A 16,234-nucleotide genomic window follows, 5' to 3' on the forward strand; every position below is an offset into this window, starting at 1 on the left:
CGCTGATTATACTGATTACTCAGATTTGATCCTGTTTGATTTTTTAAGATTAAGGGAGATATAAGCGAATATGCCCGCATATATCTCCCTTAATCTTTATAAAATCATCACGTTATCCAATCCTTAAAATCAACAAAATCAGCGTAATCCTGAGAAAGACAATTTAAAATCGCCGAAGGCGATCCTGACTATAAATCCACATTTATTCGTAATTTTACCCCGATCCTGTATTGGCTAAAGCCGTCTAAATGAAGCAGTTCTAATTAGTTTCATAAAATTTGGTTTAACTCTGAATGTATGTCTAACCTGGAAAAACTGATTACGCAGAAAACATTTGAAAACGAAAATCAGCGCGGCCTGATAAGCCTGATTTTCATCGGGAACTGGATAACGTCCCGTCACCAGCAATTTTTTAAACGTTATGGAATCACCATGCAGCAGTTTAATATACTGCGGATCCTTCGCGGTCAGCATCCACAGGCTGCCAGCATCAACATCTTAAAGGAAAGAATGCTCGATAAAATGAGCGACGTATCGCGCCTGGTGGAAAGGCTCCGCAAAGCAGACCTGGTAGAACGTAAGAACAGTGAAATGGACAGGCGCGCGGTAGACGTACGTATCAACGATAAGGGCCTGCAACTGCTGAAAGAAATCGATACCGAAATCAGGCAGCTGGATAACACACTCCAGTCGTTAAACGAAAAAGAGGTTATCCAGCTGAATAAATTACTGGATAAAATGCTGGATAGTTATCATTAATTAAATCTCTTCCAGGTAGTTAAGATCTTTGCCAAATGTTTCTTCCACCTTCCAGGCTGTAATCAACGCAACGCCAATACATACCACTGCCACAATAGCCCCGCTTTGAAGGAAAGTAAAATATTTCTGTACTTGTATAAATAATATAGAGATCAACGGTAGCATTCCCCTCGCAAAATTCGGAACAGTAGTAGCCACGGTAGCCCGCAGATTGGTACCAAAGCTTTCAGCTGCGATCGTTACAAAAATTGTCCAGAAGCCCACGCTGAAACCGAGTATACAACATACGGTATAGAACACCCATGTTTCTACGCCATGCAGGTTTAAATATACAGTTACCATTATCCCGGTGAAAACGAGGAACAATAACATCACCTTCCGGCGGCTTCTCCATAGCTGGCTGATCAAACCGGAGGCGAAATCACCTACTACCAGCCCTGCATAACAAAACGCTATCGCGTCGCCGGGGCTAATGGCGCCTTTTACGTTCATCATAGTGGCAAACTTGTTGGAAAAAGCAATGAGGATCCCTACCACAAACCAGGTAGGAGTACCCAGCAGCATACATTTCAGGTATTTGATAAACCGCTCGCGGTTAGTAAACAAAGCCATAAAACTGCCCCTGGAAGCGGATGAACTTTTCACCGCATTAAATAAATGGGATTCCATTACGCTAACCCGCAGGACCAGCAGTGCCAGTCCTAAACCGCCGCCTATGAAATAACAGATCCGCCAGTCGCCTACCAGCTTGGCAATCAGGTTGGCAGCCACTGCGCCGGAAACCCCTACAGTAGCCACGATCATGGTACCATAGCCCCGCTTCTCTTTTGGCAGTATTTCCGATACCAGCGTAATACCGGCGCCCAGCTCTCCCGCCAGCCCAAAGCCGGCCACAAAGCGCCATAGCACATACCCATTGATCCCCTGAACAAAACCATTGGCAATATTGGCAACAGAATAAATAAGGATAGAACCGAACAAAACGCTCAGCCTTCCCTTTTTATCTCCGATAATACCCCAGAAAATACCCCCGATAAGCAACCCTACCATCTGGATATTAATAAGCAGCATACCGGCGCCGGCATCAATTTCACTATCAGGCAATCCCAGTGATTTCAAACTCGGAACCCTTACAATTGTAAACAGCAGGAGATCATAAATATCTACGAAATAGCCCAGTGATGCCACTATAACGGCAATATTGAAAATGGAGACGGGACGGTTGTCGGCTTTCATTTCTTAATTTGGTTGACGATAATAACGGGAATAAAAAAAAGGGCCTCGTTTAAAGGCCCTTTTAAAGATATAAAAAATTATATTGGAGAATCAGTTTTTTCTGTTTCAGCTGGTGTGTGCGCCGGCTGTTGTTTTACCTTACCAAATACTACTTTAATAAGTACCGGTAAAGTAGTGATCACCACTATGACCAGGATAATCAGTTCCAGGTGATCTTTCAGGTTAGGGAAGGCTTTATCCAGGTAGTGACCCGCCAGCATCATGGAAAATACCCATGCAAAGGAGCCGATTATATTAAAGAACATGAATTTCTTACCGTCCATACCCACAATACCCGCCACTATAGGGGCAAAGGTGCGGATGATAGGCAGGAAGCGGGCAAAGAAGATAGCGCCGCCGCCATACTTTACAAAAAACTCATGGGCCTGGTGCAGGTGCTTCTTTCTGAAAAAGAAAGTATCCTTCTTCTTAAATAAAATAGGTCCGGATTTTTTACCAAACCAGAAGCCAACCATATTCCCGAGCACACCGGCGGTGGCAATCAGGAACATGATCACCACAAATGGAAGATCAAAGAAGCTGCGGCAAAGGTCTTCGCTGTAGATACCCGCTACAAAGAGCAGGGAATCCCCTGGCAAAAAGAATCCAATAAAAAGACCTGTTTCTGCAAAAATAATTCCCAGTAACAGGTAAAGGCCACCATGTTCAATAATCCACGAGGGATTAATGAGGTGTTTAAAAAACTCAATAATCTGGTCCATGCTAAATACGCTATTTCTATTTCTGAAGTGGTAAAATAATCAATAAACTGTTACGCATTTGTTAAGTTAGGCTTTGGCAGCATCTTCTGTTGGCGGCGTAAGCTTATTTTCCCATTTGGAAACAACGGCGGTAGCCATCGCGTTTCCGATAACATTGGTGGCAGAACGGCCCATGTCCAGCAAGTGATCCACGCCCAGCAGCAGTATAAGGCCGGCTTCGGGGATCTTGAACATTGACAGCGTGCCTGCAATCACCACCAGGGAAGCACGGGGTACGCCCGCAATGCCTTTACTGGTAATCATTAATACCAGCAACATGGTAATCTGCTGGTCGATGCTCAGGTGCATACCATAAGCCTGGGCAATAAATAAACTGGCAAAGGTCATATACATCATGGAGCCATCCAGGTTAAAGGAATAGCCCAGGGGTAATACAAAGCTGACAATGCGGCTGTCGCAACCAAACTTCTCCAGCTCTTCCATTGTACGCGGATAGGCCGCCTCACTGCTGGCGGTACCAAAAGCCAGTAGCAGCGGGTCTTTGATCATTCCCAGGAGCTTGAATACCCGTTTGCCCAGGATCAGGCTTCCTACCAGGGAAATAACCACCCACAAACAGAGCAGCCCAAAATAAAACTGCAAAATAAACTTCCCATAAGTTACCAGTACAATGGGGCCTTTCAGCGCAATGATACCGGCCATAGCGCCAAATACTGCGAAAGGGGCGAAGTTCATTACAAAACCCGTTACTTTCAGCATGATATGGGCAACGCTGTCCAGCAGCTTCACTACCGGGTTGGCTTTTTCACCTATGGCTGCCGCCGCTACACCGAAGAAAATGGCAAATACCACGATCTGCAGTATTTCATTATGGGCCATTGCATCGACTACGCTATCCGGTACTACGTGGCGGAAAAATCCTTTCAGGGTCATATCTGCCTTGGCGATGCCGGAAGAGGCATGTTCATCAGGCAGTGGCAATGCCAGTGATAATCCTGGTTTCAGCAGGTTAACCAATACTAAGCCGAGAAACAATGATACAAAGGTTGCACTGATAAACCACAGCATTGTTTTTCCGCCGATGCGGCCAACAGCTTTTATGTCGCCCAGCTTGGCCACTCCCACCACGAGGGTGGAAAATACCAGCGGGGCAATGATCATTTTAACAAGACGCAGGAAGATATCGGTAAGAATGGAGATATTATCAGCGAAGATCTGCGGGGTATCCTTGGCGCCTGTTGCAACAGGCGCATTGCCATAGGTAAGGAAAACACCATAACCAGTGCCTATTCCGATTACCATAGCAATGAATATATATAAAGTAAGCAGATTCGATGATTTCTTCATGCTAGCCAGAATTTATCTTGTAATAATTAAAAGTTGTAACCGGAAAATTTCCCAAAAATAAGGTTAAGCAGCTAAACATGCGCTTTGGCAGGTAAAATAAAACTATCTGTTTTTGATTTTAGATATTATATTTGGCGATCAACAGAAATACAACAACAACTAAACTACCTTAAAACATCAACCACAATACGACTGCGTATGAGCAAACTCTTTGCTAAAAAACAACTGTCTGTTTTATTGGCCGAAGCTGGAGAATCTGAAAAGGGTCTGAAAAGGACGCTTGGTGCAGGTTCTCTTATAGCATTAGGTATTGGCGCTATTATTGGCGCCGGCCTCTTTGTAAGAACAGCTGCAGCTGCCGGTCAACATGCCGGACCTGCTGTCACCATTTCCTTTATTATTGCTGCTATAGGTTGTGCGCTGGCTGGTTTATGCTACGCAGAATTTGCGTCGATGATCCCTATTGCGGGAAGCGCCTACACCTATTCCTATGCTACACTGGGAGAATTTATTGCCTGGATCATTGGATGGGATCTTGTGCTGGAATATGCGCTGGGAGCGGCTACCGTAGCTATTGGCTGGTCGCAGTATCTCAATAAGCTGCTTACAAATGTCTTTCACGTCACGATACCGTACCAATGGTGTCACAGTCCCTTTGAAACTTCTGATGCCGGTGTACAGGGTATCATGAACGTTCCATCGCTGTTTATCCTGCTGGCACTCACTATGCTGCTGATCAGGGGAACACAGGGTTCTGCCATTGTGAATAACATCATTGTTATCACTAAAGTAGCCATCGTGATGTTATTCATCTTCCTGGGATGGAAATTTATCAATCCTGCCAACCATACGCCATTTACCATTCCAGGAGATGCCGGTACCGTAAAAATGCACAATGGCCAGATCGTGGATTATTCCAACTTCTGGAATCATGGCTGGGCGGGGGTACTCAGGGGGGCCGGGGTGGTATTCTTTGCTTTCATTGGTTTTGATGCGGTATCTACTGCTGCACAGGAAACCAAGAATCCTAAAAAGAATATGCCGATCGGTATCCTTGTATCGCTGGCTGTTTGTACCTTATTATATATCCTGTTTTCTTTTGTGCTCACAGGTATCGCACCGTTCACCGACTTCCTGAAAGCAGGTGGTGAAGCTTCTGTAGCTTATGCGATTGATACTTATATGCCTGGTTATTCCTGGTTGTCGACTTTCATCACCGTGGCTATCCTGGCGGGATTTTCCTCCGTTATCCTGGTGATGTTGCTGGGTCAGACAAGGGTATTTTACTCTATGAGTAACGATGGACTGGTACCGGCTGTATTTGCGAAACTGCACCCAAAATACCGTACACCTTACCGCTCACAGTGGATGTTCTTTGTTTTTGTATCCCTGTTTGCTGCATTCATTCCGGACAATGTGGTGGGTGATATGACCAGTATCGGTACCCTGTTTGCCTTTGTACTGGTGTGTATTGGTATTATTGTAATGCGTAAAACCAACCCGGAACTGCCACGCGCCTTTAAAACGCCGTGGGTACCATTTGTTCCCTTGCTTGGAGCGGCTTTCTGTCTTACCATGATCATCAGCCTGGGTATTGAAAACTGGGCGCGTTTATTTGTGTGGCTGGCTATTGGCTTTGTGGTTTACTTCGGCTATAGTGTAAAACACAGTAAGGCCCGTAAAATGCTGGAATAGTTTACGGAGATTAACATTTCCGGATATCATACGAAGCGGAGAACAGAACAAAGGGGGTTACCCTTGTTTTGTTCTCCGCTTTAGTTAAAATCAGGGGAATCCGCTATTCTGGTACCTGAAAATCCTTATTTTTGCGTTCTGTTTTTAAAAGTCATAATAAATATATACCACTCCAATGGGAAGAATATTTGAAGTAAGAAAATCGACCATGTTTGCCCGCTGGGATAAGATGGCGAAAGCATTTTCAAGAATAGGTAAGGAAATAGCCATTGCCGTGAAGGCTTCTGGTCCTGATCCGGATAATAACCCCGCACTCCGTCGCTGTATTCTCAATGCGAAGAGTGTTAACATGCCTAAAGACCGTGTAGACGCTGCTATCAAGCGTGCTATGGGTAAAGACAAAACTGATTATGAGGAAGTGGTGTATGAAGGCTATGCTCCCCATGGCGTGGCAGTGATGATTGATACCGCTACCGATAATACCACCCGCACCGTAGCCAACCTGCGTATGCACTTTACCAAAGGTGGCGGCAGCTTAGGCAACAGCGGCTCTGTTGGATTTTTATTTAACCGCGTAGGCGAATTCAAAATAAAGAATGCCGGCCAGGACCTGGAAGAACTGGAACTGGAACTGATTGATTTTGGTTTGGAAGAAGTAGGAGAAGATAGTGAGGGTAACATCATTATCCGTGCTGCATTCACCGAGTTTGGCAACATGGCCAAAGCGCTGGAAGAAAAAGGACTGGAAGTGATCAGCTCCGAGCTGAAACGTATTCCAACCACTACCGTGGAGCTGAATGACGAGCAGGCAAAAGAAGTGCTGGAACTGGTAGACCGTTTGGAGCAGGATGAAGATGTGCAGCAGGTTTTCCACAATCTGAAATAGGATATTAATCTATATAAAAAAGGAAACGTCCGCCATTACGGTGGACGTTTTCCATTGGATACGGTTAACTTTCCAGAACCAAAAAACAGCTAAACTTTAGCAATGGTGTGTGTGCGTCCCAGGTCATCAGCGATGAACATGAGTCCCTTGCCGTGGTAGGTTTCGAGTTTTACGGCAGGGTCCTGCGCAATGTGTTTACGAAGACGGGTCAGATAAACGTCCATCACACGAGACGCGAAGAAGTCTTCCTGTCCCCAGATCACAGACAGGATATCATCTTTCTTCAGTTTTTTGTTAGAATTCTCGCACAGAAAGCGAAGCAACTCCGCTTCTTTTGGGGCCATACGAACATGGGAGTCGGCATCTTTATGCCGGATATGATATTGTGAATAATCGAAGATCAGGTTACTGATGGTGTATACCACGCGGCGCTCACTTTTCAGCAGGCGGCTGCGTTTCAGGTATACTTCCACGCGACAGATCATTTCCTGCATATTGAAGGGCTTGGTGATATAGTCATCCGCGCCTGCTTCAAATCCCTGCAGCCTGTCCTGTTCCATATAACGGGATGAAGTAAAAATGATGGGAATGTTTTCATCCATTGACCGGATATCTCCTGCAAGGGCGAAACCATCTTTTTTGGGCATCACCACATCCAGTATGCACAGGTCAAACATATGTTTCTGGAATTTTTCCCAACCTTCCTGGCCGTTTTCACAGAAGTTTACGTTGTAACCGGCGCGTTCCAGGTGTCTTTTTACCACTTTGGCAAAAAATACATCGTCCTCTACCAAAAGAATGCTTGATTGCATGTAACGTTGGTTTTAAGCGAATAAATAGATTTTAGTTGTAGCGTACCTTTTAAATAAGTGTAGCAGGTACCTTTATCCAAAAATAAATAACATAATCATAACCCTGGCCATCCATCCCATTCACTTCTGAAGGCATCATTCATTTCAACCATTCAGTTACGCGGTATACCCCAAGGCCTGTTATTTTCTGTTTGCATCCTACTAACTAATAACCTGTTTATTCGCTCAACGGGTAATCCTAATTGATAATATTTTTAGGATTTCCTTCGAGAAAGGCTTTTACGTTTTCCACCGATGTATGCATGAGCCGTTTCCGGGCCGCCTGGGTAGCCCAGGCAATATGTGGTGTAATAATGGTGTTGGGCGCTGTGATCAGTGGATTCCCCGCAGGCGGTGGCTCTGTGGATAATACATCCAGCGCAGCGCCGGCAATAACTCCTTTCTCCAGGGCATCCGCCAGATCGGCTTCACAGATCAACGGACCGCGACTGGTATTTACCAGGAAGGCGTTCTTTTTCATGGTACGCAGCAGAGCGGCGTTTACAAACTCTTTATTGGCAGGATTCAACGGGCAATGCAACGAGATAATATCCGCCTCCCGGAAGCAGGTGGGCTGGTCCACAAAAGTAACACCGGGCATCGCGTCTCGGTCAGGATGTTTATGGTGGGCAATCACCTTCATCCCAAACGCCAGCGCAATACGCGCCACCGCCTGCCCTATCTGCCCCAGACCTACTATGCCCAGCGTATTGCCCGCCAGCTCCGTGAGCGGCGTTTTCCAGTAACTGAAGTCGATACTGCTGCTCCACTCCCCTGCCCGCACACCTGCAGCATGCAAACCGGTATGATGACATAATTCAAGGATCAGCGCAAAAGTCAGCTGCGCAACAGATGCCGTGCTGTAGGCAGGTACATTCGTTACCGGGATATGCCGGCTTCTTGCCGCATGCGTATCCACTATATTGAAGCCGGTAGCCGTTACACCTATATATTCCAGGTGTTCCAGCTGCCGGATGATTTCCCCGCTTACAATAGCCTTATTGGTTAATATGATATGTGCATCCTTTGACCTGGCGGCCACTTCATGTTCGGGTGTACGGTCATACAATGTAACGTTGCCCAATGCCTGTAACCCGCTCCAGTCGAGGTCGCCGGGGTTCAACGTATGCCCGTCGAGTACTACGATGTTTTTCATGGTCTTCGTTTTGCCGACAAGATACATCATACATGAAATAATCATTAACTCACCTGTAAACACTTTATACATTCAAAATATCCCTGACCTTTGCTGCGCCATAATAAGCCAATACTGCTAAGCCTGCAAACTGCTTAATGTAAGAAGCCACCATATCAGCAGATTGATGCTGTTATAGTGGCTTCGCCAATTAAAGGAAAAGCCGGCTCCTGTTAGGGCAACCGGCTTTTGTATGATTTTAAAGTGCAACTATTCCTGCATCATCTCCATAATTACTTTTACTACATCTTCTGTATTGGGCTTGGAGAAATAATCCCCGTCGGAGCCATACGCCGGGCGGTGGGCCTGCGCACTCATGGTGCGTGGCGACACGTCCAGCCAGCGGTAGCCGCCCTGTTTTTCAATTACCTGCTGGAACATGTAAGCAGTTCCGCCACCGGGTACATCTTCATCTATAAAGAGGATGCGGTTGGTTTTCTGTAATGATTCCACAATACTGTGATGAATGTCGAAAGGCAGTAAAGTCTGTACATCGATCAGCTCACAGGAGATACCCGTTTCTGCCAGCGTCACCATTGCTTCTTCCACGATACGCGTCATAGAACCATATGTAACAATCGTTACGTCTGTTCCTTCATGCAGTATTTCCGGGATGCCCAGTGGTACGGTATACGTTTCCAGGTTGGCTGGTAATTTTTCTTTCAGACGGTAGCCGTTTAAAGATTCTATCACCAGGGCCGGTTCGTTGGCCTGTAACAGCGTGTTATACATGCCTGCTGCCTGTACCATATTACGTGGTACGCATACGTGCATGCCGCGCAGGGAATTGATGATCATGCCCATTGGAGACCCGCTGTGCCAGATGCCTTCCAGGCGATGGCCACGGGTACGTACGATCAGCGGGCAATGCATAATTCCTCTGGTGCGGTATTGCAGGGAGGCCACATCATCGCTGAGTGGCTGCAGGCCGTAGAGGAGGTAGTCGAGGTATTGAATTTCAGCAATGGGGCGCAGGCCGCGCAATGCCAGTCCTATTCCCTGACCCATGATGGTCAGCTCCCGGATACCGGTATCGGCTATACGTACTTTACCATGTTTCTGCTGTAGTCCGGCAAAGCCCTGGTTTACGTCGCCAATCTTTCCTACATCTTCCCCGAAAGCAAATACGCGGTCGTTGTTGGTAAACAGCTGATCAAAATATTTATTCAGTATTTCGTACCCGTTTACAGTGATGCTGTCTGCTTCGTATGCAGCCGGAACTACCGGTACATTCAGGGCAGAGTTCACGCCGGTGGCATGGAGCAGTGTATTGTACACTTCTTTTTCGCCGGCCAGATAGGTATCATAATATTGCTGCAATGCCTGAACGGCGGCATCTGATTTCAGGCGCCGGTGTTTCAGGAGAATAATGGCGCTGGCCTTCAGGATATCGCGGCGGAGCGGCTCGCGGTTATTCTGCAGGTCGCGGATAAAGGTGTTTATCATGTTTGCATCGGCGCCTGCAATAGCAGCTACCGGTGCGGCCAGTGCGGTAAACGACTGTACCTGTTCCTTGATCGGCGATATATATTTTTCCCAGGCAGCTTTCCGGGCATGCTGTGCTTTTACTTTTGCTTCTGCTTCAACGGCGCGCAGGGTTTCTTCCTCGCACAAAGCATTTTCAATGATCCAGGAACGCATTTTTACGTTACAGTCGAACTCCCGTTCCCAGGAAAGACGTTCCTTGCTTTTATACCGTTCGTGCGAACCACTGGTAGAGTGACCCTGTGGCTGGGTGATTTCTTCCACATGAAACAGTGCAGGGATGTGTGTTTCGCGGATCTTGCGGATAGCCGCTTCGAACACTTCACACATGCCGGCATAATCCCAGCCTTTTACATTATATATGTCAAAGCCATTGGATTCTTCCGTTTTGCGGAAGCCTTCCAGTGCGGCGCTGATAGACCCTTTGGTAGTCTGATATTTACGGGGTACGGAAATACCATAGCCATCGTCCCATACAAATACGGCCAGTGGCACCTGTAAAACACCGGCGGCATTCATGGTTTCCCAGAAATGGCCTTCCGACGTAGAGGCGTCACCGATAGTAGCGAAACAGATTTCGTTACCGTTGTTGGAAAGATTTTTATATTGATGCAAGGCTTCCACCTCACGAAACATTTTAGAGGCATAGGCAAGGCCTAGTGCGCGGGGCATTTGCCCGGCGGTAGGGGCCATGTCGGCAGCAGAGTTTTTCATCTGCGTCAGATTGAGCCAGTTGCCATCCTGATCAAGATTAGGAGTAGCATAATGGGAGTTCATCTGCCTGCCGCCTGAAAAAGGATCATTTTCCAGGTCGGGATCTGCATATAACTGCGAAAAGAATTGTTCGGGAGTGGCGATACCAGTGGCAAATGCAACAGTTTGGTCGCGGTAATAACCGGAACGGAAGTCCCCTGGCTGAAAGTATTTTGACATTGCTATCTGCGCCACTTCTTTTCCATCTCCAAAAATGCCAAACTTTGCCTTGCCTGTAAGCACTTCCTTACGGGCCAGCAGACTAACTTCCCTGCTTTCGCAGGCCAACCTGTAATCATTAAGCACTTCCTTGCGGAACTCTTCGAATGATAACCGGCTTTCTAAATTCATAGCTAGTTCGTTATTTTCTATCATGCCTCATGGTTAAAGTACAAAAGTAAGGTTAATTATACAGTTGAAAAATGCTGTGAATCTTTCATTTAAAATAATCTGATTTTTTTTAATAAGATTTTAATAAATTGTAAGGTTTATAATGCTTTTTGGCTGTAAATTTGTTCTAACCAAGAAAGATATCAATATTTTTTAACCGGTCGCTTTAAAACCATCATATGAAAATGAAAAAATTTATCTTATCCCTGTTTGCGAGCATGCTGCTGACTACAGCGCTGTGGGCCCAGACCGCTCCAGCACAGAATCCGGCAGATACAAAAGTAAAATTTGCCAAAGAAACTGTTGATTTTGGTAAAACTGAGTTAAACAAGCCAGTTACTGTTGATTTCGAATTCACTAACATTTCCAAAGAACCGGTGTTGATTGAAGCTGCCCGCGCAAGCTGCGGCTGTACTACACCTAAGTGGACGCAGGAGCCTATTTTACCGGGTAAAAAGGGCAAAGTAACCGCGAGCTACAGTGCAAACGGTTTAGGTCAGCAGAATAAAACCATCTGGGTAAAGTTCAGAGGCGTGGATCAGGACAAAGAACTGCACTTAACAGGTACAGTTGGTTCCAACAACAAGTAACTCCACACTTTAAAACATACTAAGACCTTACAGCACATGCTGTAAGGTTTTTTTGTTGCCCATCGTATCCCCTATCTTTGCAATGCAAAAGTCAAAACAATTTTATGCCTACCATTAGCCAGAGAGGTGAGCAAATGCCATCTTCTCCCATTAGAAAGCTTGTACCATTCGCCGAAGCAGCCAAGAAAAAAGGGGTGAAAGTATACCACCTGAACATCGGGCAACCAGACATCGAAACACCAAAACCCGTACTGGATGCGGTTCGCCATTCAGAATTCAAGATCCTGGAATACAGTCACAGCGCAGGTTTCGAAAGTTACCGCCGCAAGCTGGTCACTTATTACGACCGGTTTAACATTGCTGTGAACCACAACCAGATCATTGTTACCACCGGCGGTTCAGAGGCAATCATATTTGCCTTCATGGCCTGCCTGGATCCGGGAGATGAAGTGATTGTTCCGGAACCTTTTTATGCTAACTACAATGGTTTTGCCGTAGAAGCGGAAATAAAGATCAAAACCATCACCTCCAGCATTGAAACCGGCTTTGCTTTACCGGCGATGGCCGATTTTGAAAAGGCGATTACTCCACGCACCAAAGCTATCATGATCTGTAATCCCAATAACCCCACCGGTTATCTTTACAGCAGGGAAGAGATGGAAGTGCTGAAACAGCTTTGCCTGAAATACGACCTGTTCCTCTTCTCTGATGAGGCTTACCGGGAGTTTTGTTATACAGGAGCACATTTTTCCGCCATGAACCTGGAAGGCATGGAAAATAATGTGATCCTGCTGGATACTATTTCTAAAAGATACAGTGCCTGCGGAGGCCGCATCGGGGCTTTTGTGACCAGGAATCAACCTGTGCTTGACGCTGTGATGAAGTTTGCCCAGGCCCGTCTGAGCCCTCCTACCTTTGCACAAATCGCTGGTGAGGCCGCAGTGGATCTGCCTGCTGATTATTTTGACGGTATCAAAGCGGAATATTTAAGCCGCCGGGATATCCTGGTAAAGATGCTGAATGAGATCCCGGGGGTATTTTGTCCGAATCCGGGTGGCGCCTTCTATGCAATGGCCAGGCTGCCCATCGATGATTCAGATAAATTCTGCCAATGGATCCTGGAATCCTTCTCTTACGAGGGCCAAACGGTTATGATGTCACCCGCAACCGGCTTCTATGCCACCCCTGGGTTAGGAAAAAATGAGGTACGGCTGGCTTATGTATTAAATACAGTGGACATTAGTCATGCAATGGTCTGCCTGGAAAAGGCATTAGAGGTATATCCCGGGAAAACTGCCAAATAATTTTTATGTCAAAACCAGGTATAAAATCCGACATGAGAGCCATTAAATACATTACAATAAATTCTATATATGTATTTTTAAAGAAAAAAGCAATTATTTAACACTCAGTGCTTGGAATTTTGATATTTTGTTTCGTATATTTGATGTAGAAATAACAACAACGACAAAATTTATCTAATTATAAAAATATTTACAGATACGATGGACTGCAAAATCTAAACTTGTTTAAGAAAAATTTAACCTGCATTATTTCTTATAACGTTTATTTGGTCCGACCTTTGAATTATTAAAACAAGAAGATTTATCAGTCTTCTGTAAAACTCAAAGATTAACTAAAACGTTTTAGCAAAATATCGTATTTTTGTATCAGTTTTTCATAACGTGGAATTTATAAAGGCAAACGGCTCTGATCACAGAGCCGTATTTTTTTGTCCTAACCGTACCTTTTCCCGCCACTGACGGCGGAATCCAACAGAACAAACAAAATATTCTGAAAATATTCCCCCTCCTGTTTACCTTTTTTCGATAATATTGTTATGTAATAAAACGGGCGGGGCTACCGGCGCTTTCAGCAATGGTAATATCCGTTTGTTTTCATAACGTGGAATTTTAAAATGCAACGGTCCCGATTCCTCGGGACCGTCTTCATTTCCAGGCAGCATGGCTGCTGTATATAATTCCTTCAGTTATGCCTTATTCGCTTTGATCATCTCAAAGAAATCATCAAACAGGTAACGGCTATCAAACGGACCAGGAGTGGATTCCGGGTGATACTGCACGCTGAATGCAGGTTTATTTTTGATACGGATACCTTCTACGGAGTGATCATTGAGGTTTACATGGGTAACTTCCACATTTTCACTGGCCGCTACTGCTTTTGCATCTACCGCAAAACCATGGTTCTGGGTAGTGATTTCGCACAAACCTGTTTTCAGGTTCTTTACCGGGTGGTTTAAACCGCGGTGACCGTGGTGCATCTTGTAAGTTGGGATATCGTTAGCGAGCGCCAGCAACTGGTGCCCGAGGCAGATACCAAACATAGGTCTTTCTGCAGCCAGAATCTTTTTCACCGTATCTACTGCGTAAGTCAGCGGAGCCGGATCGCCGGGACCGTTGGAAATAAAGTAGGCATGCGGTTTAAATTCCTCGCAAACCTCAAAAGTAGTGTCGGTTGGGAATACCTGCAGGTAAGCGCCTTTATCAGACAGGCATTTCAGCATATTTCTTTTCACGCCGTTGTCGAGCACTGCAATACGGATTTCCGCTGCAGGGTTGCCTACGTTGTAGGTTTCCGGGGTGGTCACTTCTTTGCAGAGGGCCAGCCCTTCCATTGAAGGCACCTTTGCCAGTTCAACTTTCAGCTGATCCAGGTCCAGGATAGCAGAAGAGATAATGCAGTTCATAGCACCTTTGCTGCGGATGTGGGAAACAAGCGCACGGGTATCTACGTCATAAATGGCTACCAGGTTATTATCGGTCAGGAACGTATCCAGTGACCCATCGGCCATTTTCCTGGAATAGTTGTACGCAATATTTTTTGCGATCAAACCATTGATTTTCACACTGCTGCTCTCTACGTCGTCCTTTTTGGTACCGTAGTTCCCGATGTAGCAGTTGTTCATTATAAGTACCTGTCCTTTATAAGAAGGGTCCGTAAACACTTCCTGGTAACCCGTCATACCGGTATTGAAAGCTAATTCACCGGCGGCTGTGCCAATTTTCCCAAAAGCTTTTCCCTGAAAAACCGTACCGTCTTCTAACAGCAGTATGGCAGGTTGGATGGTTCTTGTCTGAGGCATTTCTGGTATCTGTCTTGTTTTATATTTTTAAAAAAAACCTTCAAGGGTACAAAAATTGCCCTGAAGGTTCGGATAAAAAACCGTGCAAAGGTATGAAATGCAACAGTTAAATACAGATTTTTTTTACCAGAATGAAAAGATGTTACTTAATTTTTACAGATTTAAGCACGCGCTGTGCCACCTGGCGGCCAATAGGGTCGTCGTCGCGGTAATTAATCTGGATTTGCCAGCGGTTGCTTCCTTTGATCATTACCAGGTTACAAAAGGCCAGGCGGATACCGCCTTTATACAGATAATTCCCTTCTTCCAGTACGCCCTGCATCCCGGAAATGAGTACGGGTATTGATTTACAGTTGATATCTGTGGCGGTTTCCTTCAGTTGCATGCTGTTATGGGAGGCGGCCACAGCATCTTCCAGGCTGTTAGCTACGCTGCTGATATAACTAAACATATTTACGGCGATGCGGATACCTCCCCCATCTTCATTAGTATAGGTTTTCGCGTATTCTATCACCTTAGCCTCTTCTCCTTCCAGTGGCTGGTCGTGTACCCACAATTTTACGGGTGTGCTGATCTCCAGTGCCTGACGGCCTATGGTAGCAGTATGCCAGGTGCTGTACAAACTGGCCAGTGGTACTTTGGGATACAGGAAGGTAAACACGGCTCTTTTACCGAACAGCGTGCCGGTAATGGCTACCAGCAGGAAAACGAGTGAAAAAAAGATGACTATTTTCCTTTTGCCGGCGGATTGCAGCTGGTTCTTAATCCAATATAGCGGGCCGGTCGTTTTTTTCTCTCTCAGTGAGATGCCAACTGCCTGGGTATACTCCGGGAATGTGGCCATTGGATGGAGCTTTCGCCATTCGGCGAAGCTTTGTGGCAGCTTTTTTCCGCACGCATCGCAAAAAGTAAGGTATTCAGATTTGAGTGGGTTGGGATGGCCACAACTATCACAGTGCAGGTATTTCATAGGGATACTCATTAAAACTGCTGTAATATTACGAAATATATGTATTTATCAGCGCATAAAAAAAGGACAAAGCCAGGCTTTGTCCTTTTTCGTATCGTTTGATATAAGATTACTCAGCAGATTTTTCTTCTGTTGCAGTATCAGCAGCTTTAGTTTCAGTTGCTTCATCTGCTTTCTTCTTAGCACCACCGGCACGACGGGTTTTCTTAGCAG

At 45.7% G+C, this 16,234-nt stretch carries 13 protein-coding genes; 5 read left to right on the forward strand and 8 right to left on the reverse strand.

The genetic code is table 11. The features are described 5' to 3' along the window. The first annotated feature begins 297 nt into the window (after positions 1–297). Entirely contained in the window at positions 298–759 is a 462-nt protein-coding gene (locus AB6805_RS26405; RefSeq protein ID WP_370912455.1) for a MarR family winged helix-turn-helix transcriptional regulator, read from the forward strand. Here AB6805_RS26405 and AB6805_RS26410 read toward each other — a convergent pair whose 3' ends face one another. The 3 genes from AB6805_RS26410 to AB6805_RS26420 form a co-directional block, all read right to left on the reverse strand. Then, entirely contained in the window at positions 760–1,995 is a 1,236-nt protein-coding gene (locus AB6805_RS26410) for an MFS transporter (protein WP_370912456.1), read from the reverse strand. Between the two features lie 77 nt (positions 1,996–2,072). Next, positions 2,073–2,756, reverse strand: a complete 684-nt coding sequence (locus tag AB6805_RS26415) for a DedA family protein (RefSeq protein WP_370912457.1) — start codon at positions 2,754–2,756, stop codon at positions 2,073–2,075. 66 nt (positions 2,757–2,822) lie between these two features. After that, positions 2,823–4,103, reverse strand: a complete 1,281-nt coding sequence (locus AB6805_RS26420; RefSeq protein ID WP_370912458.1) for a dicarboxylate/amino acid:cation symporter — start codon at positions 4,101–4,103, stop codon at positions 2,823–2,825. A gap of 198 nt (positions 4,104–4,301) precedes the next feature. Here AB6805_RS26420 and AB6805_RS26425 point away from each other — a divergent pair, with 198 nt between their 5' ends. Both AB6805_RS26425 and AB6805_RS26430 read left to right on the forward strand, forming a co-directional pair. After that, the gene (locus AB6805_RS26425; protein WP_370912459.1) at positions 4,302–5,798 is read left to right on the forward strand and encodes an amino acid permease; all 1,497 of its coding nucleotides are present in this window, start codon (positions 4,302–4,304) and stop codon (positions 5,796–5,798) included. 175 nt (positions 5,799–5,973) lie between these two features. Continuing rightward, positions 5,974–6,684, forward strand: a complete 711-nt coding sequence (locus AB6805_RS26430) for a YebC/PmpR family DNA-binding transcriptional regulator (protein ID WP_370912460.1) — start codon at positions 5,974–5,976, stop codon at positions 6,682–6,684. Positions 6,685–6,773: 89 nt separating this feature from the next. On the opposite strand, the gene AB6805_RS26435 is transcribed toward AB6805_RS26430, so the two are convergent. The 3 genes from AB6805_RS26435 to AB6805_RS26445 form a co-directional block, all read right to left on the reverse strand. Then, complete coding sequence (locus AB6805_RS26435) at positions 6,774–7,496, reverse strand: response regulator transcription factor (protein ID WP_370912461.1); 723 nt, start codon at positions 7,494–7,496, stop codon at positions 6,774–6,776. 238 nt (positions 7,497–7,734) lie between these two features. Next, on the reverse strand, positions 7,735–8,691 hold the full coding sequence (locus AB6805_RS26440; protein WP_370912462.1) for a D-2-hydroxyacid dehydrogenase: 957 nt from the start codon (positions 8,689–8,691) through the stop codon (positions 7,735–7,737). Positions 8,692–8,940: 249 nt separating this feature from the next. Then, positions 8,941–11,319 carry a thiamine pyrophosphate-dependent enzyme gene (locus AB6805_RS26445; RefSeq protein ID WP_370912463.1) on the reverse strand — a complete coding sequence of 793 codons (2,379 nt, stop codon included), beginning with the start codon at positions 11,317–11,319 and terminating at the stop codon, positions 8,941–8,943. A gap of 218 nt (positions 11,320–11,537) precedes the next feature. Between AB6805_RS26445 and AB6805_RS26450 the strand changes: the two genes are divergently transcribed. Then, on the forward strand, positions 11,538–11,948 hold the full coding sequence (locus AB6805_RS26450; RefSeq protein WP_370912464.1) for a DUF1573 domain-containing protein: 411 nt from the start codon (positions 11,538–11,540) through the stop codon (positions 11,946–11,948). A 104-nt stretch (positions 11,949–12,052) separates the two neighbouring features. Then, a complete protein-coding gene (locus tag AB6805_RS26455) occupies positions 12,053–13,252 on the forward strand; it encodes a pyridoxal phosphate-dependent aminotransferase (protein WP_370912465.1) in 1,200 nt (399 codons plus the stop codon). A gap of 686 nt (positions 13,253–13,938) precedes the next feature. On the opposite strand, the gene carA is transcribed toward AB6805_RS26455, so the two are convergent. Both carA and AB6805_RS26465 read right to left on the reverse strand, forming a co-directional pair. After that, positions 13,939–15,051 carry a glutamine-hydrolyzing carbamoyl-phosphate synthase small subunit gene (gene carA / locus AB6805_RS26460; protein ID WP_370912466.1) on the reverse strand — a complete coding sequence of 371 codons (1,113 nt, stop codon included), beginning with the start codon at positions 15,049–15,051 and terminating at the stop codon, positions 13,939–13,941. 142 nt (positions 15,052–15,193) lie between these two features. Continuing rightward, entirely contained in the window at positions 15,194–16,021 is an 828-nt protein-coding gene (locus AB6805_RS26465) for a hypothetical protein (protein WP_370912467.1), read from the reverse strand. Positions 16,022–16,234: the final 213 nt, after the last annotated feature.

Source organism: Chitinophaga sp. RCC_12 (genome assembly GCF_041360695.1).
Classification (GTDB): domain Bacteria; phylum Bacteroidota; class Bacteroidia; order Chitinophagales; family Chitinophagaceae; genus Chitinophaga.